The 22,270-nt window shown below is 65.5% G+C and carries 22 protein-coding genes; 13 read left to right on the forward strand and 9 right to left on the reverse strand.

Annotation, left to right across the window (positions count from 1 at the left end):
• Nucleotide 1: 1 nt before the first annotated feature.
• Nucleotides 2-328, reverse strand: coding sequence for an NIPSNAP family protein (locus RBJ75_RS06180; protein ID WP_044410181.1), 327 nt, complete (start codon nucleotides 326-328; stop codon nucleotides 2-4).
• A 196-nt stretch (nucleotides 329-524) separates the two neighbouring features.
• Between RBJ75_RS06180 and RBJ75_RS06185 the strand changes: the two genes are divergently transcribed.
• The 3 genes from RBJ75_RS06185 to adhE all read left to right on the forward strand — a co-directional run bounded on the left by RBJ75_RS06185 (nucleotide 525) and on the right by adhE (nucleotide 3,976).
• The gene (locus tag RBJ75_RS06185; protein WP_044410185.1) at nucleotides 525-812 is read left to right on the forward strand and encodes a BrnA antitoxin family protein; all 288 of its coding nucleotides are present in this window, start codon (nucleotides 525-527) and stop codon (nucleotides 810-812) included.
• Nucleotides 809-1,147: a PAAR domain-containing protein gene (locus RBJ75_RS06190; RefSeq protein WP_411194495.1), complete on the forward strand. Its 339-nt coding sequence runs from the start codon at nucleotides 809-811 to the stop codon at nucleotides 1,145-1,147. Before RBJ75_RS06185 ends, RBJ75_RS06190 begins: the two co-directional genes overlap by 4 nt.
• 159 nt (nucleotides 1,148-1,306) lie before the next feature.
• Nucleotides 1,307-3,976 (forward strand): bifunctional acetaldehyde-CoA/alcohol dehydrogenase, encoded by a 2,670-nt coding sequence (adhE, locus tag RBJ75_RS06195; RefSeq protein ID WP_276156253.1) that lies wholly within the window; start codon nucleotides 1,307-1,309, stop codon nucleotides 3,974-3,976.
• Nucleotides 3,977-4,029: 53 nt separating this feature from the next.
• Here the strand turns inward: adhE and RBJ75_RS06200 are convergent, their stop codons facing one another.
• From RBJ75_RS06200 to RBJ75_RS06215, 4 genes are all read right to left on the reverse strand, one after another.
• Nucleotides 4,030-5,661 carry a CTP synthase gene (locus tag RBJ75_RS06200; RefSeq protein ID WP_044410193.1) on the reverse strand — a complete coding sequence of 544 codons (1,632 nt, stop codon included), beginning with the start codon at nucleotides 5,659-5,661 and terminating at the stop codon, nucleotides 4,030-4,032.
• A gap of 165 nt (nucleotides 5,662-5,826) precedes the next feature.
• Nucleotides 5,827-6,222, reverse strand: a complete 396-nt coding sequence (gene secG / locus RBJ75_RS06205) for a preprotein translocase subunit SecG (protein ID WP_044410195.1) — start codon at nucleotides 6,220-6,222, stop codon at nucleotides 5,827-5,829.
• Nucleotides 6,223-6,403: 181 nt separating this feature from the next.
• On the reverse strand, nucleotides 6,404-7,174 hold the full coding sequence (gene tpiA / locus RBJ75_RS06210) for a triose-phosphate isomerase (RefSeq protein WP_044410198.1): 771 nt from the start codon (nucleotides 7,172-7,174) through the stop codon (nucleotides 6,404-6,406).
• 98 nt (nucleotides 7,175-7,272) lie between these two features.
• Entirely contained in the window at nucleotides 7,273-7,815 is a 543-nt protein-coding gene (locus tag RBJ75_RS06215; RefSeq protein WP_044410201.1) for a hypothetical protein, read from the reverse strand.
• 273 nt (nucleotides 7,816-8,088) lie between these two features.
• Here RBJ75_RS06215 and RBJ75_RS06220 point away from each other — a divergent pair, with 273 nt between their 5' ends.
• From RBJ75_RS06220 to lpxD, 5 genes are read left to right on the forward strand one after another with little or no spacing between them, the layout of a single operon-like run.
• Complete coding sequence (locus RBJ75_RS06220) at nucleotides 8,089-9,993, forward strand: SurA N-terminal domain-containing protein (RefSeq protein WP_044410204.1); 1,905 nt, start codon at nucleotides 8,089-8,091, stop codon at nucleotides 9,991-9,993.
• A 40-nt stretch (nucleotides 9,994-10,033) separates the two neighbouring features.
• Entirely contained in the window at nucleotides 10,034-11,053 is a 1,020-nt protein-coding gene (gene trpD, locus RBJ75_RS06225) for an anthranilate phosphoribosyltransferase (RefSeq protein ID WP_044410207.1), read from the forward strand.
• A 10-nt stretch (nucleotides 11,054-11,063) separates the two neighbouring features.
• Complete coding sequence (gene trpC, locus RBJ75_RS06230; protein WP_044410210.1) at nucleotides 11,064-11,882, forward strand: indole-3-glycerol phosphate synthase TrpC; 819 nt, start codon at nucleotides 11,064-11,066, stop codon at nucleotides 11,880-11,882.
• Nucleotides 11,883-11,889: 7 nt separating this feature from the next.
• Nucleotides 11,890-12,423: a cyclic pyranopterin monophosphate synthase MoaC gene (moaC, locus tag RBJ75_RS06235; RefSeq protein ID WP_044410213.1), complete on the forward strand. Its 534-nt coding sequence runs from the start codon at nucleotides 11,890-11,892 to the stop codon at nucleotides 12,421-12,423.
• 14 nt (nucleotides 12,424-12,437) lie between these two features.
• Nucleotides 12,438-13,532: a UDP-3-O-(3-hydroxymyristoyl)glucosamine N-acyltransferase gene (lpxD, locus tag RBJ75_RS06240; protein ID WP_276156252.1), complete on the forward strand. Its 1,095-nt coding sequence runs from the start codon at nucleotides 12,438-12,440 to the stop codon at nucleotides 13,530-13,532.
• 81 nt (nucleotides 13,533-13,613) lie between these two features.
• On the opposite strand, the gene RBJ75_RS06245 is transcribed toward lpxD, so the two are convergent.
• The gene (locus RBJ75_RS06245; protein ID WP_080901205.1) at nucleotides 13,614-14,111 is read right to left on the reverse strand and encodes a hypothetical protein; all 498 of its coding nucleotides are present in this window, start codon (nucleotides 14,109-14,111) and stop codon (nucleotides 13,614-13,616) included.
• A gap of 213 nt (nucleotides 14,112-14,324) precedes the next feature.
• On the opposite strand from RBJ75_RS06245, the gene RBJ75_RS06250 reads away from it, so the two are divergent.
• Nucleotides 14,325-14,828: an Hsp20/alpha crystallin family protein gene (locus RBJ75_RS06250; RefSeq protein ID WP_044416440.1), complete on the forward strand. Its 504-nt coding sequence runs from the start codon at nucleotides 14,325-14,327 to the stop codon at nucleotides 14,826-14,828.
• Nucleotides 14,829-14,923: 95 nt separating this feature from the next.
• Here RBJ75_RS06250 and RBJ75_RS06255 read toward each other — a convergent pair whose 3' ends face one another.
• A complete protein-coding gene (locus RBJ75_RS06255; protein WP_152647849.1) occupies nucleotides 14,924-15,772 on the reverse strand; it encodes a flagellar motor protein MotB in 849 nt (282 codons plus the stop codon).
• A 325-nt stretch (nucleotides 15,773-16,097) separates the two neighbouring features.
• On the opposite strand from RBJ75_RS06255, the gene RBJ75_RS06260 reads away from it, so the two are divergent.
• Together RBJ75_RS06260 and RBJ75_RS06265 are read left to right on the forward strand one after the other, a co-directional pair.
• Nucleotides 16,098-16,727, forward strand: coding sequence for an HAD-IA family hydrolase (locus RBJ75_RS06260; RefSeq protein WP_044416438.1), 630 nt, complete (start codon nucleotides 16,098-16,100; stop codon nucleotides 16,725-16,727).
• 44 nt (nucleotides 16,728-16,771) lie between these two features.
• Nucleotides 16,772-17,251 (forward strand): acyl-CoA thioesterase, encoded by a 480-nt coding sequence (locus RBJ75_RS06265; protein WP_080901203.1) that lies wholly within the window; start codon nucleotides 16,772-16,774, stop codon nucleotides 17,249-17,251.
• Between the two features lie 50 nt (nucleotides 17,252-17,301).
• Here RBJ75_RS06265 and RBJ75_RS06270 read toward each other — a convergent pair whose 3' ends face one another.
• Entirely contained in the window at nucleotides 17,302-17,676 is a 375-nt protein-coding gene (locus RBJ75_RS06270; RefSeq protein ID WP_276156251.1) for a hypothetical protein, read from the reverse strand.
• Between the two features lie 223 nt (nucleotides 17,677-17,899).
• On the opposite strand from RBJ75_RS06270, the gene glp reads away from it, so the two are divergent.
• Both glp and lexA read left to right on the forward strand, forming a co-directional pair.
• A complete protein-coding gene (gene glp, locus RBJ75_RS06275) occupies nucleotides 17,900-19,111 on the forward strand; it encodes a gephyrin-like molybdotransferase Glp (RefSeq protein ID WP_044413315.1) in 1,212 nt (403 codons plus the stop codon).
• Nucleotides 19,112-19,277: 166 nt separating this feature from the next.
• Nucleotides 19,278-19,988, forward strand: coding sequence for a transcriptional repressor LexA (gene lexA, locus RBJ75_RS06280; protein ID WP_044413312.1), 711 nt, complete (start codon nucleotides 19,278-19,280; stop codon nucleotides 19,986-19,988).
• A 12-nt stretch (nucleotides 19,989-20,000) separates the two neighbouring features.
• Here lexA and RBJ75_RS06285 read toward each other — a convergent pair whose 3' ends face one another.
• The gene (locus RBJ75_RS06285) at nucleotides 20,001-22,265 is read right to left on the reverse strand and encodes a ComEC/Rec2 family competence protein (protein ID WP_044413310.1); all 2,265 of its coding nucleotides are present in this window, start codon (nucleotides 22,263-22,265) and stop codon (nucleotides 20,001-20,003) included.
• Between the last annotated feature and the right edge of the window lie 5 nt (nucleotides 22,266-22,270).

The following is a 22,270-nucleotide window of genomic DNA, read 5'->3' on the forward strand; positions in this document are numbered from 1 at the left end:
GTCACTTCAGCGCGGAGAACGACGTCGGCTGCAGCAGCTGGTTGACGATATTGTCGACGATCTGGCCATCTGCCTCGGTCTTGGCGCGAGCCGCCAGCCATTCCGGATCGGTCGCGAAGGCATTCCACTTCTGCTCGCGCTCGGCCAGCGATTCCCACGCCAGGATGTAGGTCAGCTCCTGGTTCGAGGCGCCGACCAGCGTGGTGAAGAAGCCGACCGGTCTGATTCCGCGCTTCTCCCACAGTTTCAGCGTGATGGTCTCGAAGCGATTGAGCAGCGCCGGCAGCCGCCCCGGCAGGCAGCGATAGACGCGGGTCTCGTAGATCATCGGTTTCCTCCGGTTTGTCGTTGCGGCCGGCTTATAGCCGGTGATTGCACCGCTGTCTTGGTCGCATCGTCGGCTCTCGCGAGGCTTGGCTTGCCCCTTAACCGAACAAATTGTATATACATCAACGGCTGATTTCGATCCGGCCGACGGCGACCGATCAGCCTGCGGCGCGCCCATGCGAAGGAGATGGAACGCCATGCCCCGTAAAATCAAAGAGCCGGTGTTCGACGACGACAATCCGGAATGGACCGAAGCGGATTTTGCCAAGGCGACGCGCCTCGACGGCATTAAGGCCAAGGATCTCACGCCCGAAATACTTGCTCGAATTCCCGGCAGTCGCGGCCCGCAGAAGGCCCCAACCAAGGTCGCGGTCTCGATCCGGCTGAGCCCCGAAGTGATTGCCTTCTTCAAGGCCAAGGGTCCGGGCTGGCAGTCCCGGATCGACGACGCGCTGCCCAAGATTGCCAAGGTCAAGGCCAGTTGAGCTGTCGCGCGAAGCCGCCCGCTCGGTCGGCAAGCCTGCTGGCATCTGTCCTGGCCGTCAGCCTTTGCAGCATCGCCCCTGCCCTGGCGCAGAGCGGCAGTGCCGACACGCTGATCGGCGGCCAGCCGGCGGCTCGGCAAGGTGACACCACCGCGGCCGGATCGGCGTTGGTCGGCGGTTCGCCAAACGTGTTCATCAATGGCAGGCCGGCGGCTGTTCAGGGCGATCGCTCGGGCTGCGGCGGCGTGGTGATCGGCGGCAGCAGCAACGTCTTCATCAACGGCAAGCCCGCCGCCCGCGCCGGCGATTCCGGCTCGGCTTGTCCGGGCAAGTAATCGCCGACTCAGAGCCGCTCGCTCAGCACAGCCGCGCTCAACAAACACTCAAGCGACCGCCCAAATTTGAGGCGATGAACATTGATGACGATCAACACAGTTGGGGCGATTCCCGGTCTGTATCTCCTCAGCAAATAATCAATTACCTTGGCGGTTCCCGTGACTCATCCTCCCGTGTCCAATTCTGCTCTGACCGATCTCGACCAGCGGGTCGCGCGCGTCAAAGCCGCGCAATTGACCTATGCCACCTACTCGCAGGAACAGGTCGACCTCATCTTCCGCAGCGCCGCGCTCGCCGCCTCCGACGCCCGGATCTCGCTGGCGCAGCTCGCCACCGAAGAAACCGGGATGGGCGTGGTCGAAGACAAAGTGATCAAGAACCACTTCGCCTCCGAATACATCTACAACGCCTATAAGGACGACAAGACCTGCGGCATTATCGAGGTCAATGAAGAAGCCGGCATCATGACGGTCGCCGAACCGGTCGGCCTGATCTGCGGCATCGTGCCGACCACCAACCCGACCTCGACCGCGATCTTCAAGGCGCTGATCTCGCTGAAGACCCGCAACGGCATCATCTTCAGCCCACATCCGCGCGCCGCGCGCGCGACCTGCGCCGCCGCCAAGCTGGTGCTGGACGCCGCCGTCGCCGCCGGCGCCCCGCCCGATATCATCGGCTGGATCGACACCCCGACGATGCAGCTGTCCGACGCGCTGATGCATCACCCCGACGTCAATCTGATCCTGGCCACCGGAGGCCCGGCGATGGTGAAGGCGGCCTATTCCTCCGGCAAACCGGCGATCGGCGTCGGCGCCGGCAACACCCCCGTGGTGATCGACGAGACCGCCGACATCAAGCGCGCTGTGGCGTCGATCCTGATGTCGAAGACCTTCGACAACGGCGTGGTCTGCGCCTCCGAGCAATCGATCATCGTCGTCGATGCGGTCTACGACGCGGTGCGCGCGCGGTTCGCCAGCCATGGCGGCTACATGCTCAAGCCTGCGGAACTGAACGCGGTGCGCGGGGTGTTGCTGGTGAACGGCAATGTCAACGTCAACATCGTCGGGCAATCGGCCGCCCGGATCGCCGAACTGGCCGGCATCGCCGTGCCGCACGACACCAAGATCCTGATCGGCGAAGTCGAAAGCACCGACACCGCCGAACCCTTCGCCCACGAGAAACTGTCGCCGACGCTGGCGATGTATCGGCGGGCCGACTACGCGCAGGCGGTGCAGGCGGCCGTGGAACTGGTGGCGCTGGGCGGCATCGGCCACACTTCGGCACTGTACACCGACCAGGATCTGCAGCCCGAGCGCGTGATCGATTTCGGCACCCGGATGAAGACCGCCCGTATCCTGATCAACACCCCCTCGTCGCATGGCGGGCTCGGCGATCTCTATAATTTCAGCCTGGCGCCGTCGCTGACGCTCGGCTGCGGATCGTGGGGCGGCAATTCGATCTCCGAAAATGTCGGTCCCAAGCATTTGATCAACAAGAAGACCGTGGCGAAGCGAGCCGAGAACATGCTGTGGCACAAGCTGCCGAAATCGATCTATTTCCGTCGCGGCGCCACCTCCGAGGCGATCAAGGATCTGGCCGGCAAGAAGCGGGCGCTGATCGTCACCGACGGCTTCCTGTTCAGCAAGGGCTACACCGACGACATCATCCGGCTGTTGAAGAAGAACGGCATGGAGGTCGAGACCTTCTTCCAGGTCGAGGCCGATCCGACGCTGTCGATCATCAACAAGGGCGTCGAGATCGCGCAGGCGTTCAAGCCCGACGTCATCGTGGCGTTCGGCGGCGGCTCACCGATGGATGCGGCCAAGCTGATCTGGGTGCTGTATGAGCATCCCGACGTGCAATTCGCCGATCTGGCGCTGCGCTTCATGGACATCCGCAAGCGGATCTACAAATTCCCCAAGCTCGGCCTCAAGGCGGATCTGGTGGCGATTCCCACCACCTCGGGCACCGGCTCGGAAGTGACGCCGTTCGCGGTCGTCACCGACGACGCCACCGGCGTCAAATATCCGATCGCCGACTACGAACTGACCCCCAGCATGGCGATCGTCGACGCCAATTACGTGATGAACCTGCCGAAATCCTTGACCGCCTTCGGCGGCATCGATGCGGTGGTGCACGCGCTGGAGGCCTATGTGTCGATCATGGCCAGCGAATTCACCGACGGCCAGGCGCTGCAAGCGCTGCGGCTGCTGAAAGACAATCTGCCCGCAGCCTATACAAAGGGCGCCAAGGATCCGGTCGCGCGCGAGCGGGTCCACAGCGGCGCCACCATCGCCGGCATCGCCTTCGCCAACGCCTTCCTCGGCGTCTGCCATTCGATGGCGCACAAGCTCGGCGCGGCGTTCCACGTCCCGCACGGCCTGTCCAACGCGCTGCTGATCTGCAACGTGATCCGGTACAATGCCAACGACAACCCGACCAAGCAGACCGCGTTCTCGCAATATGACCGGCCGAAATCACGCCACCGCTATGGCGAGATCGCAATCGCGCTGGGGCTGCAGGGCGTCAACACCGCCGCGCGGATCGACGCCCTGCTGGAATGGCTCGAGGGGCTGAAGCGCGACTTGGACATCCCGGCCTCGATCCGGGAAGCTGGCGTGTCCGAGGCCGATTTCCTGGCCAAGCTGGATAGCATTGCGGTCGAGGCGTTCGACGATCAGTGCACCGGCGCCAATCCGCGCTTCCCGCTGGTGTCGGAACTCAAAACCATCCTGCTTGACAGCTATTACGGCCGCGCCTTCAGCGAGCGGCACGAGGAGGACGTCCGAATGCTGCCGCCTGCCCCGACGGTGCGGGCAGCGGAGTAACCGCGGTCGGGGCGGGCCACTCCCCGCCCCGGGACTGCGTCGAATGAGTTGAGCTAGACCAGCCGGCTCTGCACCACGGCCGCCTGAACGAACGAGGCGAACAGCGGATGCGGCTCGAACGGCCGCGACTTCAGTTCGGGGTGGAATTGCACCCCGATGAACCAGGGATGGTCCTCATATTCGACAATCTCCGGCAACACGCCATCGGGTGACATGCCGGAGAAGCGCAGGCCGTGCTGCTCGAGTCGGTCCTTATAGGCGGTGTTGACCTCGTAGCGATGGCGGTGGCGTTCGAAGATCTCCAGCGCGCCGCCATAGACCTCGGAAACGCGGCTACCGCGCTTGAGCTCGGCCGGATAGGCGCCCAGCCGCATGGTGCCACCGAGATCGCCGGCCTGCGAGCGTTGCTCGCGTTCATTGCCGCGCAGCCATTCGGTCATCAACCCGACCAGCGGTTCGGCGGTCGGTCCGAACTCGGTCGAATTGGCGTTCTCGATACCGGCGAGATTGCGCGCCGCCTCGATCACCGCCATCTGCATTCCGAAGCAGATGCCGAAATACGGGACGTTGCGTTCGCGGGCGAACCGCGCCGCCTCGATCTTGCCCTCGGCGCCGCGCTGGCCGAAGCCGCCGGGCACCAGGATGCCATTGACGTGCTCCAGGAACGGCGCCGGGTCCTCGTTCTCGAACACCTCGCTCTCGATCCAGTCGAGATTGACCTTGACCTTGTTGGCGATGCCGCCATGCGACAGCGCCTCGGTGAGCGATTTGTAGGCGTCCTTCATCCCGGTATATTTGCCGACGATCGCGATCGTCACCGCGCCCTCGGGATTGCGCACCCGCTCATTGATGACGTGCCAGCTTTGCAGCGCCGGCGTCGCCTTCGGGGTGATGCCGAATGCCGCCAGCACCTCGTCGTCGAGGCCGGCATCGTGATAGGCCTCCGGCACCGCATAGATGTTGTCGACGTCACGCGCCTCGATCACCGCGCTTTCGCGGACGTTGCAGAACAGCCCGAGCTTGCGGCGCTCTTCCTTGGGGATCTCGCGGTCGGTGCGGCACAGCAGGATGTCAGGCTGGATGCCGATCGAGCGCAATTCCTTGACCGAATGCTGGGTCGGCTTGGTCTTCAATTCGCCCGCGCTGGGGATGTAAGGCAGCAGCGTCAGATGCACGTAAATGGCGTCGCCGCGCGGCAGATCGTTCTTGATCTGGCGAATCGCCTCGAAGAACGGCAGGCCCTCGATGTCGCCGACGGTGCCGCCGATCTCGCACAGCACGAAATCATAATCGTCATTGCTGTCGAGAATGAATTCCTTGATCGCATTGGTGACGTGTGGGATCACCTGGATGGTGGCGCCGAGATAATCGCCGCGGCGCTCCTTGGTCAGGATGTCCTGATAGATCCGGCCGGTGGTGATGTTGTCGGCCTTGGTCGCCGGGCGCCCGGTGAAGCGCTCGTAATGGCCGAGGTCGAGGTCGGTCTCGGCGCCGTCATCGGTGACGAACACTTCGCCATGCTGATAGGGCGACATCGTTCCGGGGTCGAGATTGAGATAGGGATCGAGCTTGCGCAGCCGGACCTTATAGCCGCGCGCCTGCAGCAGCGCGCCGAGTGCCGCCGATGCCAAACCCTTGCCAAGCGAGGAGACCACGCCGCCGGTGATGAAGATATACCGCGCCATGGGACTTAACCTTTAAGGCCCCCGGCACCGATTCGCAAAACGAATCGGTGCGGACGGCCGGATGAAGAGATGTCTATGGGTGACTTTGAAACGATATCAGTTTCAAACGGTTGCAAACGAAACCTGATGTAACCCATCAGGTTTCGCAATGCATAGCCGCAAAGTTTATTGCGAACGTGGCGCCTGCGGGACCGCCGGGGCCTGCTGATTCTGTTGCTGATCGGCCTTCTTCAGCGAGTCGAGCAAGCCGCCGCCTTCGGACAGCGGCGGCGCCGGCGTGGCGGGCTGCGATTGCGTCGTCGGGCTCGAGGTGGGGAGAATTGACGTGGGCTTGCGGTCGTAGCTCGCCAGCCATGACAGCAACAGGCTGGTGATGAAAAAGCCGACCGCCAGAACCGCGGTGGTGCGGGTGAGCAGGTTCGCCGTGCCTCGGCTCGACATGAAGCCGCCACCGCCGCCGCCGCCGACGCCCAGGCCGCCGCCTTCGGATTTTTGCACCAGCACCGCGCCGATCAACGTCGCGACGAACATCAGGTGGATCACGGTAATGACAGTCTGCATTGTACCCTTCCGTCGCAAACCCAAGGCCACCAAGGTCCACGCCGGCGGGTGGCTGCTCGACAGGCTTGCGGGATGTTGAAGTCGCGCGGTGTCTACACGATCCAACGGGGGATTGTCACCCCCGCAGGTTCGGCACCGGCTGCCTGTTGTGGTTAATCGCCTCGATACCGAAGGCCAACAGTTAAGGGCACCCGGTGGCGATCGCAAGGAAGTCGACCGCTTTCAGGCTGGCGCCGCCGACCAGCGCGCCGTTGACATGCGGCACCGCCATCAATTCCTTGGCATTGGAGGGCTTGACCGAGCCGCCATACAGGATGCGGATCGCAGTGCCCGCGGCGCCAAACCGCTGTTCCAGACCCGCGCGGATAAAGCCATGGACTTCGGCGACGTCAGCCGTCGTGGGCGTTCGGCCGGTGCCGATCGCCCAAACCGGCTCATAGGCCACCACGACATTGCTGGCAGTGGCGCTATCCGGCAACGATCCGGCAAGCTGGCCCGCGACGACGTCCAGCGTGTGGCCGGCGTCGCGCTCGCCCTGGGTCTCGCCGACGCAGACGATCGCCACCAGGCCGGCCCGCCACGCCGCCTGCGCCTTCAGCCTGACGATGGCGTCGGTCTCGTTATGGTCGGCGCGGCGTTCGGAATGTCCGACGATAATGGTGCTGGCACCGGCATCCGCCAGCATTTCGGCGGAAATATCGCCGGTATGCGCGCCGGAGGCATCGGCATGACAATCTTGCGCGCCGATCGAAAACGGTACCGCACGGGGTTGCGCCAGGCTCGCCAGCTTCTGGGCGAAGCTGGTGACCAGGGTCGCCGGCGGGCAAACCAGCAGTTCGACCGTGTCGGGCAACAGCTTGGCCCCGGTCATCATCGCGTCGAATTCCGACAGCGAGGCGCGCAGGCCATTCATCTTCCAGTTTCCGGCAATCAGCGGACGAATGGCGGGCATGGGATCAACTCTCACTGGGAATGGAACTGCTGCGCTAGCAGAGCCGCTGACGATGCTCAAGGGCGCGGCGCGCGGATATCCCCTTCCCCCAGGCCGAATCAGCGCAGACTTGGTTCGCGCTCTTTCCGGGCTTGGGACGAATCGGGGGTCGCGGGCGCGTCACCATCCCTGCCCTTCGATTTCTCGGCAGCCGGATCAAGCACCGCTTCATAGCGGCGCCTGTCCGACCTTTCCACGCGGACGCTGACCAGGCTACCGCCGCGGCGAATGCTCTTGGCGCAGATTTCAGCCTGATTGGTCGCGATTCCAGCCTCGGCGACGATCCCGATCAAGCCGCCCGCGACACCAACAACCAATGCCCCCGTCGCAGCGGCGGCAAACCAGCCCGCCTCAACCACAGCCTCGAAGCCCGGCACCAGCAGCATCCCCAACCCGGCAAGCATTCCGCCGAACCCGCCGAAAGCGGCTCCCACCGCCGCACCCTTGCCGGCCGCCGAGCCATAATCCGGCGCGAAATATTTCTCGGAATTGTTGGCGACCAGACTAATGTCGGCCTCATCGACACCGGCCTGCTCCAGCCGAAAAATTGCGTGCTGTGCGTCGACGACATTGTCGAACAGGCGCGAAATAGTCACCTTCATCGTCAAATCCTGGGTCTTACCTGATGGCGCGGAAGAAGATTGTGGCGAACCAAGGTTCGCGCGGCAACCAAGGTGGGCGCTGCGAGACAAGGGTCAAGCCACGGAAATAGTTCCGCGATTCGTGCGACGCATTGGCAACTGAACCCATCGGCGGTCGCCGCGCAGGTTGCGACCTGACGGTTGCCACTTTATGATGGTTCCTCAAGCCGGCGACGCCAACTTGCACACTCCGCTTTGGGCGCGGCCGGTTCCCTCCTGCAAAAAAGTGACTCCATGCTTCGAGGAATCCGCAAAGCCTCATCCAATTGGGTTGGCAAGATCATAATGGGCACCGTGATGGGGGTGTTGATCCTCAGCTTCGCGGTGTGGGGAATCGCGGATATTTTCCGCGGCTTCGGGCAGTCGACGCTGGCCAAAGTCGGCGATACGGAGATTTCGACCGAGCAGTTCCGTCAGATCTACACCGATCGGCTGCAGCAGATCGGCCGCCAGTTCGGTCGCCCCCTGACCCAGGATCAGGCGCGCGCCTTCGGTCTGGACCGTCAGGTCCTGCAGCAGGTGATCGCCGAGGCGGCGTTGGACGAGAACGCCCGCAGGCTGGGATTAGGCCAATCCGACGCCGACACCATGCGGACGATTCTGAGCGACCCGAATTTCAAGGGCACCAACGGGGCCTTCGATCCGGCGCGGTTCCAGCAGGCGATTCGGCAATTCGGCTATTCCGAGCAGCGCTATCTCGCCGAGCAGCACAAGGTGGCGCTGCGGCGGCAAATCGCCGGCACCATTCTGGACGGGCTGGAGCCGAGCAAGACCCAGCTTGAAGCGATGAGCCGGTACCAGGACGAACAGCGCAGCATCGCCTATCTGAAGCTTGGCGCCGCCCAGGTCGGTACCATCGAGCCACCGTCGTCAGAGGCGCTGGCCGGCTATTACGACGAGCACAAGGCTCAGTTCCGGGCGCCCGAATACCGCAAGGTGTCCTTCGTCGCCGTGACACCGGAAGCCATCGCGACATGGAGCGACGTGTCCGACGCCGATGCCAAGAAAGTATTTGAGGAGCGTCGCGAGCAGCTGGCAACCCCCGAGAAGCGCGAGATTTCGCAGATCGTGTTTCCGAATGGCGAAGAGGCGCAGGCGGCCCGCACCCGGCTTGATGGCGGCCTGTCATTCGCCGATCTGGCGAAAGAGCGCGGCCTGAAGCCGTCCGACGTCGACCTCGGATTGATCAGCAAGTCCGAAATGCTCGATCCGGCGGTTGCCAATGCGGCCTTCGCGCTTCCCGCCGACGGCATCAGCCAGCCGATCAAGGGTCGCTTCGGCACCGTCCTGGTGAAGATCGGCAAGATCGAGCCGGGCATCCAGCCGAGCTATGAGAGCGTGGCGCAGAAGATCAAGCGCGAGATCGCGATCGATCGGGCGCGCGCCAAAGTCCAGGATCTCCACAACAAGATGGAAGACGCCCGCGGCGGCGGCGCCAGCGTGATCGAAGCCGCAAAGCAATTGGGCCTGACGCCGGTCACCATCGATGCCATCGACCGTTCCGGTCGCGGCCCCGACGGCCAGCCGGTTGCCGCCATTCCGAAGGGGCTTGACCTCGCCACCGCGGCGTTCGCCAGCGATGTCGGCGTCGACAACGAAACGCTGGCGCTGAACGGCGGCTATGTCTGGTTCGACGTGCTCGGCGTGACGCCGTCCCGCGAGCGGCCCCTTGACGAGGTCAAGGACCAGGTCGAGGCGCGCTGGCGCGAAGCCCAGGTGACCAGCCGGCTGCGTACCAAGGCCGCCGAGATCGTGCAAAAGCTCGGCCCGAACGGCAAGCTCGCCGACGCGGCGACCGCCGCCGGCGTCAAGCTCGAGACCGCCACCGGCCTGAAGCGCGAAACCACCGCACCTGGAGTCCCCGCCAGCGTCATCGCGGCCGCATTCCGTACCGCCAAGGACGGCATCAGCCAGACCCAGGGCGATGGTGGCGAGGAGTGGTTCGTATTCCAGGTGACCGACATCGTCGTGCCGCAGGTCGACATGGCCTCCGAAGAGGTGAAGAAGTTGAAAGAGACGTTGATCCGCCGGATGGGCGATGAACAGGTCGGTCAGTATATTGCCCGACTGGAAAACCAGATCGGCACGACGATCAACGAGACCGCGGTGGCACAGGTGACGGGGGCGGCGACCAATTGACGACGGATTGGGTCGTCGTTCCGGTTGCCGAAAGTGGGACATGAAAGACTTCAAAGCGATTATCGGAAAAGTCGCCACCGGGGCGACGCTGTCGCGCGACGAGGCGGCGGGCGCCTTCGACGCGATGATGTCGGGTGAAGCCACCCCATCGCAGATGGGCGCGCTGCTGATGGGGCTGCGGGTGCGCGGCGAGACCGTCGACGAGATCACCGGGGCGGTGTCGGCGATGCGCGCCAAGATGCTGACCGTGGACGCGCCACCCGATGCGGTGGATGTGGTCGGCACCGGCGGCGACGGCTCCGGCTCGGTCAATGTCTCGACCTGCGCCGCCTTCATCCTCGCAGGCTGCGGCGTGACGGTCGCCAAGCACGGCAACCGTGCGCTGTCATCGAAATCCGGCGCCGCGGACGTGCTGAACGCGCTCGGCGTCAAGATCGACATTAACCCGGACCAGGTCGGGCGCTGCGTCGCCGAAGCCGGGATCGGCTTCATGTTCGCACCGACCCATCATCCGGCGATGAAGAATGTCGGCCCGACAAGAGTCGAACTCGCCACCCGCACGATCTTCAATCTGCTCGGTCCGCTGTCCAATCCGGCCGGCGTCAGGCACCAGATGGTCGGGGTGTTTTCGCGCCAATGGGTGCAGCCGCTGGCGCAGGTGCTGAAAAATCTCGGTTCCGAGGCCGCCTGGGTGGTTCACGGCTCCGACGGGCTCGACGAAATCACCCTCTCCGGCCCGACCTTCGTGGCGGCACTTGAGAACGGCAATATCCGCACCTTCGAGGTGACGCCGGAAGACGCCGGGCTGCCGCGCGCCGGCGCCGACGCGCTCAAGGGCGGCGATGCCGAAGCCAATGCGGCGGCATTGCGCGGCGTGCTCGAGGGCAAGCCCAGCGCCTATCGGGACGTCGCGCTATTGAATGCCGCGGCGGCGCTGATCGTGGCCGGACGGGCCAGCGATCTCAAGCAAGGCGTGGCGCTCGGCACCGCGGCGCTCGATGGTGGTGCGGCGGCGGCGCGGCTGCAGCAATTGATCGCGGTCTCCAACGCGCCGGCCTGAGGAGATTGCCTTGTCTGACATCCTGACCCGGATCGAAGCCTATAAGCGCGAGGAAATCGCCGCCGCCAAACGCGCGCGCCCGCTCGCCGAACTCGAGGCCGCGGCAAAGACCGCGTCGCCGCCGCGCGGTTTTGTCAGCGCGATCCGGCAAAAGCTCGCCGCCGGCGACAGCGCTTTGATCGCCGAGATCAAGAAGGCGTCGCCGTCGAAGGGATTGATCCGGGCCGATTTCGATCCGCCGACATTGGCGCGCGCTTACGAGCAAGGCGGCGCAGCCTGCCTGTCGGTGCTGACCGACACGCCGTCGTTTCAGGGCCATCTCGACTTCATGGTGGCGGCGCGCGCGGCCGTCTCGCTGCCGGTGCTGCGCAAGGATTTCATCTACGACACCTACCAGGTGGTCGAAGCCCGCGCCCATGGCGCCGACTGCATCCTGATCATCATGGCGGCACTCGATGATGCCGCCGCGCGCGACATCGAGGATACGGCGATCGCGCTCGGCATGGATGTGCTGCTCGAGATCCATGACCGCGACGAGTTGCAGCGGGCGCTGCAACTTCGCTCGCCGATGATCGGCGTCAACAACCGCAATCTGCGCAGCTTCGAGGTGACGCTCGCCACCAGCGAGGCGCTGGCGCCGTTGATCCCCAAGGATCGGCTGATGGTCGGCGAGAGCGGCGTGTTCACGCCCGACGATCTGGCGCGGCTCGGCCGCGTCGGAATCAACACCTTTCTGGTCGGCGAAAGCCTGATGCGCCAGCAAGACGTCGCGGCGGCGACCCGGGCGCTGCTGGCGCGCCGCGACGGCGTCCGCGCAACCGGAACCTGATAGGCCCATGAGCAAGAAATCCAAGACGACATCCTCGAAAAAATCCTCGAAGACACCCACGCCCGCCCTCACCCATATCGCCAATTCGGGCGAAGCCTGGATGGTCGACGTGTCGGAGAAAGCCGCGACCGAACGGATCGCGGTGGCCGAAGGCCGCGTGGTGATGAGCAAGGCGACGCTGGCCTTGATCGTCAAGGGCAACGCCAAGAAGGGCGACGTGCTGGGAACGGCGCGGATCGCCGGCATCATGGCGTCGAAACGCACCGCCGACCTGATTCCGCTGTGCCATCCGCTGGCGCTGTCGAAGGTCACCGTCGACATTACCACCGACGCCAAGCTGCCGGGCTGCATCGTCCGCGCCACCGCCAAGCTCTCCGGCCAGACCGGCGTGGAAATGGAAGCCCTGACCGCGGTGTCGGTGGCGTGCCTGACGATCTACGACATGATCAAGGCGGTCGAGCGCGGCGTGCGGATCGAAGGCATTCATCTGGTCGAGAAGAAGGGCGGCAAGTCCGGCCACTACATCGCCGACTTGGCCTAGCCGGAGGACATGACGTGAAGGGAACCGGGTTTTTCGCCGACGCGACGCCGTTGAGCGTCGCAGACATCATTGCCATCACCGGCGCGGAAGCGCTGGGCGACGCCGACCTCGGCCGGGTTTTCACCGACGTCGCCCCGGTCGATCTGGCCGGGCCCGACGACCTCACCTTCATCGCGGATTCCAAATTCGCCACTCAACTGCCGGCGAGCAAGGCCGGCGCGGTGCTGACCACGCAACGCTTCGCCGGTCAGGCACCCGCCGGCGCCGTGGTGCTGCAGGTCCGCAAGCCCTATGAGGCCTTCGTCGCGGTGGCGCGCAAACTCTATCCGTCGTCGCTGCGTCCGACCTCGGTGTTCGGCACCGTCGGCATCGCGCCCGGCGCCCATGTGCATCCGTCCGCCAAGCTCGGCGCCGGCGTCACCGTCGACCCCGGTGCGGTGATCGGCCCGCGCGCCGAGATCGGCGCCGGCACGCTGATCGGCGCCAATGCGGTGATCGGGCCGCATGTCCGGATCGGCGTCGACTGCGCCATCGGCCCCTGCTCCACCGTGATCCATTCCGAAATCGGCGATCGCGTCATCCTGCATCCCGGCACCCAGATCGGCCAGGACGGTTTCGGCTACGTCTCCGGCGCCAGCGGCCACGTCAAGGTGCCGCAGGTCGGCATGGTGGTGATCCACAACGACGTCGAAATCGGCTCGGGCACAAGAGTCGATCGCGGCGGCATTCGCGACACCGTGATCGGCGAAGGCACCAAGATCGATAATCTTTGCCAGATCGGCCACAATTGCGTGATCGGCCGCTACTGCATCATCGTTTCGCAGACGGGTCTCAGCGGCAGTGTCACGCTGGAGGATTTCGTCGTGCTCGGCGGCCGCGTCGCGGCGATTCCCCACGTCACCATCGGCAAGGGCGCCAAGCTTGCGGCGCGTGCGTCGGTGATGAACGACGTTCCGCCCGGTTCGGTCTGGGGCGGCTTTCCGGCCCATTCCAAGCGGCAATGGATCAAGGAGATCATCGCGGTGCAGCGACTGGCTCTGGACATGCCGGCACGCGCCGCAGCCGGCGAGTCGACCGAAGCCCCCTCGCCGGCCACGCCGGAGGTCTGATATCCGGGCGGCCGGCGCTACGCCGAGCGCCGTTCCGCCCAGCTCTGCTTGTCGATTACGAAGCGGCTGATATTGGCGCAATCATCGCAACGATAGATGTGGCGTTCGAACTCCTCGAAGCGCCGCACCGGCCGCGCATCTATCCGCGCGAGCCGCATCCGCGCGCCGCAATTCGGGCAGCACAATGGATCGAACGGGATGTCGACGTTTCGCCAGACCATGGCCTCTCCTCGGATACTGATGGATCATCGTCGGCGCGGTGAACTCCTCCGCGCCGGGGTTCGCGCTGCGCAGCCGGATCGCGGCGCCGCCGCGGGGCGGCGGATCGCGCTCGTCGAGGCGCCGCAATGCGTCGAGGATCGCACTCAGCGGCACCGCCTTGCCGGCCCCCGGTATCAACCGCAGCCAGGGCTGCGACTCCACCGCGTTGGCATCACAGGCCCATGAGGCGAGGATGCCGCGCTTCTGCGTAATGGTCAACGCGTCGTCGCGTAGTACCTGATCCGGATGGTCATAAGCCGACACGGCTGGGTCAAGCACGGCATGATCAATCGGTCGTTGCGTCGTCATGATATCCATAGCGGCCTCCCGAACTACTCCTTTCCAAGGGGACGGCGGCAAATTAGGAAGCCGGTTTTTGCGTTTCAAGAGTCGCCGTGAAAATTTTTCACCGCCACGGCTGATCCCGCCACAACGGATCTTGACGGCGCGCCGGTCGCTCCCAAATCAACGGGCGCGCCCGCATGGCGCGGGCCCGCTTTGCAATTTTAACGATTGGAGTTGGAGGCTTCCATGAACATGCGTGACATCATCCCCTGGAGCCGGAATACGCAACCGCTCGCCCGTTATGGCGAAAGCAGCGATCCGTTCCTGTCGCTACACCGCGAAATGAACCGTCTGTTCGACGACGTGTTTCGCGGCTTCGACGTGCCCACCCCGCTTACTCGGCTGGCGCCGCTCGGCACCGGCTGGCCGAAGCTGGAGATCACCGACAACGACAAGGAGCTGCAGGTCTCCGCCGAGGTCCCGGGCCTCGAGGACAAGGATATCGAGGTCCTGCTCGATGACGGATATCTGACGCTACGCGGCGAGAAGAGCTCCGAGACCAGCGACAAGGACCGGCAGTTCAGCGAACGGTTCTATGGCCGGTTCGAACGCCGGATTCCGCTGGACTACCAGGTCGCCGAGGACAAGGTCAGCGCGACCTTCAAGAACGGCGTGCTCACCGTAACCCTGCCCAAGGTCGAGCAGGCGGCCAGCAAGGCGAAGCGGATCGCGGTCGAGAGCAAAGCGTAATCGCGCGTTGACGTGACGTCGCTTCGGGCGTGGGCCGCCGGCCCGCGCCCGAATGCTGCCGGCCATGATATGAGCGCTTCGTATGACTGCTGGTATTACGGCTTCAGGTCGGGCGGCAGCGGCGGATTTTCCCGCATCAGACTGATCGTAACCCGGCGGTTCGCCGCCAGCATCGGCGCGTCGGGAAACAGCGGTTCGCCATCGGCCTTGCCGGCCACCGACAGAATATGACTGGCCGGCAACCCCTCGCGTTTCAAAATCTGGCGCACCGCATTGGCGCGGTTGGTCGATAGATCGAAGCCGTCGTAATCGCTATAGGCGGGCACCAGACCGGCCGCAGTATGCCCGGTGATCGATATCCGCAACGCCGTCGCCCGCAACGGCGCGGCCAGTTTCTGGATCAGCAACGTGGTGCGCGGATAGGGCACGAACGAGCCGTCCGGAAACATCGGACGCCCGTCCTGATCTGTGAGTTCCAGATTAAGCCCGAGCGGGGTTTCCTCGAACATGACGTTCTTGGAGATCTCCGCCAATTCAGGCAGGTCCTGCAAGGCCTGACGCAATGAGGCCGATGCCAGCGCGAATTCGCGGTCCGCTTTCACCTGCGAGGTTGCGCCGGCCGAGCCGCCGCCCTCCTCGAGCCGCGGCGTGTTGCTGGCCTGATCCGGCGAGACCTGAAGCTTGCTCTTGATCGCGCCCTGGACCGGGACGCCGTCGGTCTCGACAACGCCGGCGAACCGCGATTCCTGCTGGACGCCGAACGCGTCCCGCATCGAGCCCGCGACGATCTGCAGCTTCTTCAGATCCTGGGTCGAGAACGATACCAGCATCACAAAGAAGCTGACCAGCAGACCCATCAGATCGGCGAAGGTGACGAACCAGCCATGCGTGGCGTGCTCCTCCTCCGGCTTTCGTTTCGATCTCGATTTCACGATCCCGTTCAGCACCGGATCGTGCCCGGATGTCGACCAGGCCGCAGCGCCATGCCAGCGCGCCGCCGCAGCCACGCCATCGCCGTCATCATGGCGACGGCTGTGCCGAGGAAATTTATCGCTGAGTCGTGATTGACGGACATGGGCGGATCGGCGCTGATGAAACGTGGCGTCGCGGTCCGGCGCATTCGCATGTTGGTCGCACCGCGGCGCTTGCTGTCTTAACCCGTCGGCCATTACCAGCGGTTTAATCAACTTGGTAAGTTCTTTGTCACCATCCGCGCTTCGTCGGTGTCATAGTCTTCGCCGGTTGATCGATACCTTTGATGCAGGATTTATGATGACAATGGATCTCAAGATCGGGGCGGCCGACGCATTGCTGTTCGATCTCGGCCGCGTCGTGATCGATATCGATTTCGAGCGGACGCTGGCGCGATGGGCGCATCATGCCGGCTGTCGTCCGGAAGACCTCGCCATCCGATTTTCCCGCGACGATGTCTATCAGCGTCACGAGCGCGGCGAATTGGACGACGCCGAATTCTTCGCACGGCTGCGCGAGGCGCTCGGACTGACGCTGTCCGACGCACAACTGCTGGACGGCTGGAATGCAACCTTCATCGGCGCAATGCCGGGCATCGTGCCGCTCTTGATGCGCGCGGCCAAGCATGTCCCGCTCTATGCGCTGTCAAACACCAATCCGGCCCATGTCGCGCATTTCTCGCAGCATTTCGCCGATCTGTTGGGACATTTTCGCGACGTGTTCTTGTCGTCCAACATCGGGCTGCGAAAGCCCGATGCGGCGGCCTTCGCCCATGTGGTGGCGGCCATCGGCATCGAGGCCGAGCGCATTGTATTCTTCGACGATCTGATCGAGAACATTGAGGGCGCGCGGGCCTGCGGATTGATCGCCGTGCAGGTCAGGTCGAGCGACGACGTGGCGCGCGCACTGGATGCGTTGGGGTTGTAACCGCCCGGCGACGCTCCGTAGTCGAGACGTGAATGAAGGATCTCATGAGCAGCCCTGCTACCGAATATGACTGGGATTACCCGACCCCCTTCACATTGACGCTGACGCCCGGCGTCGCCGATATCGACGGGCTCAACCACACCAATAATTCGGTCTATGTGCGCTGGTGTGACAGCGTCGGCTGGGCGCATTCGGAAGCACTCGGCCTGAATTTGGCCGACTGGCAGCGGCTCGATCGGGCGATGGCGATCCGTCGCGGCGAATATGACTATCTGCTGCCCAGCGTGCTCGGTGACGAATTGCTGCTCAGCACCTGGATCACGCGCAGCGACGGCCGGCTGATCATGGAACGGCGGTTTCAAATGATCCGGCCGCGCGATCGCGCCACGGTGATGCGCGGCCGCTGGGAATTGGTCTGCATCGAGATCAGCAGCGGCAAGCCGCGTCGGCTGCCGCCGGCGTTCAACGACATCTATCTGCCAGCGATGGTCGCGGTGCCGCCCACGGACCATGCGCCTGACTGAGTGTCCGATCGGCCGCAGCGCGGCTGGCGTCCTGGTATCAAGCCCCCCTGTTATGGGGTCGGCAGACGCTGGCAATCCATCGAATAGACCAATTCGCCCTTGGCGGTGCGTCCGATCGGCTGGCACGGGGCTTGGCCCTGACCGCCGGCACTGGACGTTGCGGCAGGCGCCGTGCCGGCATTCGGCGACGCCGCCACGTCCGCTGGCGCGGCGGCGCTTGCGGCGCGAGGCGCCGCCGCGGGTGCGGCGACAGGCGCCGTCGCGGCGCTGGGCGGCGCGCTGCTTTCCGGCGGGCGATAATCATCGCTGAAGCTCGGCATGGCGCCCTTGCTCCAGTCGTGCCGGATCGAATAGGCGGTGATAAAACCGATCGCCCCGAGGGTGGCGACGATCCGAAACAGCCACTTCGCAAAATTGTCCTGCATCTATGCGCTCCCAATCTTTGCCCGAGAGTTTCAACAGCCGCCGTGACGCTGCTAGAGGGGGCACGCGCCGATCACAATAATGATTTCGTTGGGGATGCGCGACCGCCTCACCATCAGCGCGCGGCGCCTTGCGCAAAGTGCGGCATCGACATAAGCCGGACACCGCGTTACCGCGCCCCACACCATCGTCCCGCAGGCGCGCGAATCCAAACCGGAGACTGACATGGCCCTGATGCCGGTTGCCGACGCCCTGTCGGCGGTGCTCGACGGCGCGCTGCCGCTGCCCGAGGAAAGCGTCGCGCTCGACACCGCGCATCGCCGGGTTCTGGCGCGCGATCTTGCCGCCCTGCGGACCCAGCCGCCACAGCCGATGTCGGCGATGGACGGCTATGCGGTGCGGGCGGCGGATGTCGCCACCGCCGGCGCCAGGCTGCGGGTGATCGGCGAGGTCGCGGCCGGCCGGCCGGCCGATGTGGCACTGCGTGACGGCGAGGCGCTGCGGATCTTCACGGGCGGGGTGATCCCCGCCGGCGCCGACACGGTGGTGATCCAGGAAGACACGCTGCGCGACGGCGACATCGTCACCATCACCGAAGCGGCGCAGCCCGGCCGGCATATCCGCCCGGCCGGAATCGATTTTGAGACGGGCCAGGTGCTGCTGCGCCGCGGAACCAGGCTCAGCGACCGTGATCTATCGCTGGCCGCCGGGATGAACCATCCGATGCTGCCGGTGCATCGGCGCCCATTGGTGGCGATGCTCGCCACCGGCGACGAATTGGTGATGCCGGGCACCGAGCCGGGTCCTGGACAGATCGTCTATTCCAACGGCTATGCGCTGCGGGCATTGGCGCGTGATGAGGGCGCCGAGATCACCGATCTCGGCATCGCCGCCGATACGATGGAGGCCACCACCTCGGCGATCCGGCGGGCACGCGATGCCGGCGCCGATCTGTTGGTCACCACCGGCGGCGCCTCGGCCGGCGACCACGACATGGTCAAACGCGCGCTGGAGGCCGAAGGCGTCGATCTGGCATTCTGGAAGATCGCAATGCGGCCGGGCAAACCGATGATGCATGGCCGGCGCGGGGCGATGGCGGTGATCGGCCTGCCCGGCAATCCGGTGTCGTCCTATGTCTGCGCCTTCCTGTTCATGGTGCCGCTGATCCGGGCGCTGGCGGGACGCCACGAGGTGCACCACGTACCCCAGCCGGCCAAGCTTGGCGGCGACCTTCCCGCCAATGACCAGCGCCAGGACTATGTCCGCGCCCGGCTCGAGATCGACCCGGACGGACAATTGCTGGCGACGCCGGTGCAACGCCAGGATTCCTCGCTGCTGGGCAAGCTCGCCGCGGCGCAGGCCCTGGTGATCCGTTCACCATTCGCCCCGGCGGCCAGCGCCGGTTCGGCCTGTACCATCCTGAAGCTCCCCTTGTAGCAAAAGCTCAAATTGTTACCGGCAAATTATGGGGTTGCAGAACACATATGGAACATATAGTGTTCGTTCATGATTTGTTTCTGGCCGTGCGGTTCTGGCAATCTGCATTTGGGGGCTCTTGTGGCGCCTTGCGGAACATGCGGCGACAGACTGGGGATTGGTCGAGATGCTCACGCGCAAACAATATGAATTGCTGCGATTCATCAACGAGCGGCTGAAGGAAGCCGGCGTCCCCCCCTCGTTCGACGAGATGAAGGATGCGCTGGATTTACGCTCCAAATCCGGCATTCACCGGCTGATCACCGCGCTGGAAGAGCGCGGCTTCATCCGCCGGCTGCCCAATCGCGCCCGCGCCATCGAAGTCATCAAGTTGCCGGAGATGGGCATCAATCCCGGCGGCAACGGCCGTCGCGGCTTCACTCCGAGCGTAATCGAAGGCAATCTGGGCAAGGTTCGCCCCGCCAGCTCCAACCCCGCCGAGGATGATTCCAGCCGCAACGTCTCGGTGCCGGTGATGGGCCGGATCGCCGCCGGCACGCCGATCGAGGCGTTGCAGACCCGCAGCCACACCATCAGCGTGCCGCCCGACATGCTCGGCGCCGGCGAGCACTACGCGCTGGAAGTGCGCGGCGATTCGATGGTCGATGCCGGCATCCTCGACGGCGACATGGCGCTGATCCAGCGCCATGAGAGTGCCGAGACCGGCGACATCGTGGTGGCGCTGATCGACGAGGAGGAAGCCACGCTGAAGCGGTTCCGCCGACGCGGCGCCTCGATCGCGCTGGAGCCAGCCAACGCCTCCTACGAAGTTCGGATCCTGCCGCCGAACCGGGTGCGGATTCAGGGCAAGCTGGTCGGGCTGTATCGTAAATACTGAGGCTGTTCGCGCTCAGTCGGTGTCGCGCTGATCGGTTGGCGCGGGCGTTGCGTCGACCGGCGCCGCGCCCCGCGACGAAGTGCTGATCCGGGCCGTCGTGGCGTTCGGATCGGCCGGCGCCCAGGGCCGATCGGTGCCGCGCGGGCGGACCGCGTCGATTGCCCATCCATCGCCCCCATCGCGGCCGCGCCGCAAGGCCAGCGCGCCGCCGCGGCGCCATTGCTCCGGACCGATCAGCCGCGCCGCGCAATCGTCCGGCGCAGGCAGCGCGCTGACGATCACGGCCGCGCGCGTGCAATCATCGTCCAGCGCCTCCGGGCGCTTCGCCAGCGCCACCAGCGCGCCGTCCGCCAGCGCCGTGACGCAGCCGTCGGCGTCGCAGGATACGTCTTGCGTCAGCGACCCATCGCCGCCCTGGCGCGAATCGCCATCCGCCGCCAGCCATTCCTTGAGCAGGAAGGCGTCGTTGCCGCTCTGCATCAGCCGTAGCCGGCCGTCGGCGCCCCGTACCGCGACTTGCCGGCCGTCATCCGACACCCGCATCGCAGGCTGCGGCTTCAGCAGCGCCCAGCCCGCCGCCACGGCGATCGCCAGCGCACCGGCAAAGCGCAGCGGCGTGCGCAACAGGGCGAGCGCAATCATCCCGATGGTGGCGAGCAGGAGCGCTCCGGTGCCGAACGCCGCGACCCGGCCGATCGCGCCGGGCAGTGCCGCGACCCATTGCGCCACCACGATCATCCAGTCGATGCCGATTTCCATCAGCCGCCAGAACACGCCGTCGAAGCCGAACGGCATCGCCACCAGCCCCAGCAGGCCCGCCGGCATCACCAGGGCCGAGACCACGGGCATTGCCGCCAGATTGGCCAGCACCCCATAGGGGGTGGCGCGGTGGAAGTGAAACGCCGCATAGGGCGTGGTGGCCAGGCCCGCGACCAGCGACGCCAGCGCCAGCATGGCGATCTCGCGGCCGCCCCACAGCGCCGCGCGCGCGGTCGCCGAGTGGTCGGGCGCGGCCAACAGCGCCGGCATCCCAATCTGGACCAGCGCCACCAGCCCCAACGTGGCGGCGAACGACATCTGGAAGCTCGGATGCACCAGGGCTTCCGGCGCGATCAGCAGCACCACTAACGCGGCCACCGCCAGCGTCCGGAAGGTGATGGCGCGGCGATCGACCATCACGGCGATCAGCACCACGGCGGTCATCAAAAACGAGCGCTGCGTCGCCACCTCGGCGCCGGACAGCAGCAGATAGAACGCCGCGGCCGCCAGCGCCGCCGCGGCAGCCGCTTTCTTGATCGGAAACGTCACCGTCAGCGCCGGGATCAGCGCCAGCAGCGCGCGCACCACGAAGAACACCACGCCGGCCACCACCGCCATGTGATAGCCCGAGATCGACAGCACATGGCCGAGCCCGGAGATGAACATCGCGTCGTTGACCGGCGTCGAGATCGCGTCGCGCCGCCCGGTCAGCAAGGCGGTGGCGATCGCGCGCGTGTCGCCGTCCAGCGTCAATCGGATCCTGGCATCGATGGCGTCGCGCAGATTCTGCATCAGGGCGGCGTAGCGCAGCCGCCAGCCGCCATCGCCCGGCGGGTCGCGTGGTGTGATGGCGCCCATCACGAAGCCGGACGCCGCGATGCCCTGGAAATACAGGTCGCGGCCGAAATCGTAGCCGCCCGGTCGCAACGGCGCCAGCGGCGGCTGCAGCCGGGCCTTCAAGGCGACGAAGCTGCCGACCGCGGGCGCGGCTCCCTTCTTCACCGACAGCCGCACCCGTTCGAGTTTGATCGGCCGGCGCGGGCTGTCCATGGTCGCGACCCGCAGCACGAAGCGATCGCTGCGCGTGCGATCCTCACGGGTCTCGACATAGCCCTGCAGCGAAACCGAATAGAGTGGCCTCGACAGCACCTGATGGGCGATCCAGGCGGCCTTGAGGCAGGCGGTGGCAAAGCCGGCGGCGAGCGCCGCGATCAGCACCGCAAGCGGAAAGATCCGCTGCCGGCGCAGCAGCACCGCCGCCGTACCAAAGGCCGCCGCAGTCAGTGCGGCGACCCAGGCGATCGGTTCGTGGTCGGCGGCAAAATACACCGCGATGCCGGCGCCGAACGCGACCGGCACCCATGGCAATAGCCGCCCTGCCCCGGCCTCGGCCCGCACCCAGTTGCTCAGCCGCGCCAGCGCCGGCCACGCAGTGAGGTCCGCCGCGAACCCGCCCGCTGGCGCCGCGTCCCGCACGGGCCAGGTTCTGGCTTTGCTGTCGGTGTCCCGCTTCGCCACCGCGC

It is taken from the genome of Rhodopseudomonas sp. BAL398, from assembly GCF_033001325.1.
GTDB lineage: Bacteria > Pseudomonadota > Alphaproteobacteria > Rhizobiales > Xanthobacteraceae > JARJEH01.

Excerpts from the sequence above, each read along its gene's own strand:
- lexA (WP_044413312.1), top strand. The coding sequence starts at position 19,278 with ATGCTCACGCGCAAACAATATGAATTGCTGCGATTCATCAACGAGCGG.
- RBJ75_RS06200 (WP_044410193.1), bottom strand. The coding sequence starts at position 5,661 with ATGGCGCGGTATATCTTCATCACCGGCGGCGTGGTCTCCTCGCTTGGC.
- trpD (WP_044410207.1), top strand. The coding sequence starts at position 10,034 with ATGAAAGACTTCAAAGCGATTATCGGAAAAGTCGCCACCGGGGCGACG.
- moaC (WP_044410213.1), top strand. The coding sequence starts at position 11,890 with ATGAGCAAGAAATCCAAGACGACATCCTCGAAAAAATCCTCGAAGACA.
- RBJ75_RS06185 (WP_044410185.1), top strand. The coding sequence starts at position 525 with ATGCCCCGTAAAATCAAAGAGCCGGTGTTCGACGACGACAATCCGGAA.
- RBJ75_RS06270 (WP_276156251.1), bottom strand. The coding sequence starts at position 17,676 with ATGCAGGACAATTTTGCGAAGTGGCTGTTTCGGATCGTCGCCACCCTC.
- tpiA (WP_044410198.1), bottom strand. The coding sequence starts at position 7,174 with ATGCCCGCCATTCGTCCGCTGATTGCCGGAAACTGGAAGATGAATGGC.
- RBJ75_RS06180 (WP_044410181.1), bottom strand. The coding sequence starts at position 328 with ATGATCTACGAGACCCGCGTCTATCGCTGCCTGCCGGGGCGGCTGCCG.
- secG (WP_044410195.1), bottom strand. The coding sequence starts at position 6,222 with ATGCAGACTGTCATTACCGTGATCCACCTGATGTTCGTCGCGACGTTG.
- RBJ75_RS06250 (WP_044416440.1), top strand. The coding sequence starts at position 14,325 with ATGAACATGCGTGACATCATCCCCTGGAGCCGGAATACGCAACCGCTC.
- RBJ75_RS06260 (WP_044416438.1), top strand. The coding sequence starts at position 16,098 with ATGATGACAATGGATCTCAAGATCGGGGCGGCCGACGCATTGCTGTTC.
- RBJ75_RS06215 (WP_044410201.1), bottom strand. The coding sequence starts at position 7,815 with ATGAAGGTGACTATTTCGCGCCTGTTCGACAATGTCGTCGACGCACAG.
- RBJ75_RS06245 (WP_080901205.1), bottom strand. The coding sequence starts at position 14,111 with ATGGATATCATGACGACGCAACGACCGATTGATCATGCCGTGCTTGAC.
- RBJ75_RS06220 (WP_044410204.1), top strand. The coding sequence starts at position 8,089 with ATGCTTCGAGGAATCCGCAAAGCCTCATCCAATTGGGTTGGCAAGATC.
- glp (WP_044413315.1), top strand. The coding sequence starts at position 17,900 with ATGGCCCTGATGCCGGTTGCCGACGCCCTGTCGGCGGTGCTCGACGGC.
- RBJ75_RS06265 (WP_080901203.1), top strand. The coding sequence starts at position 16,772 with ATGAGCAGCCCTGCTACCGAATATGACTGGGATTACCCGACCCCCTTC.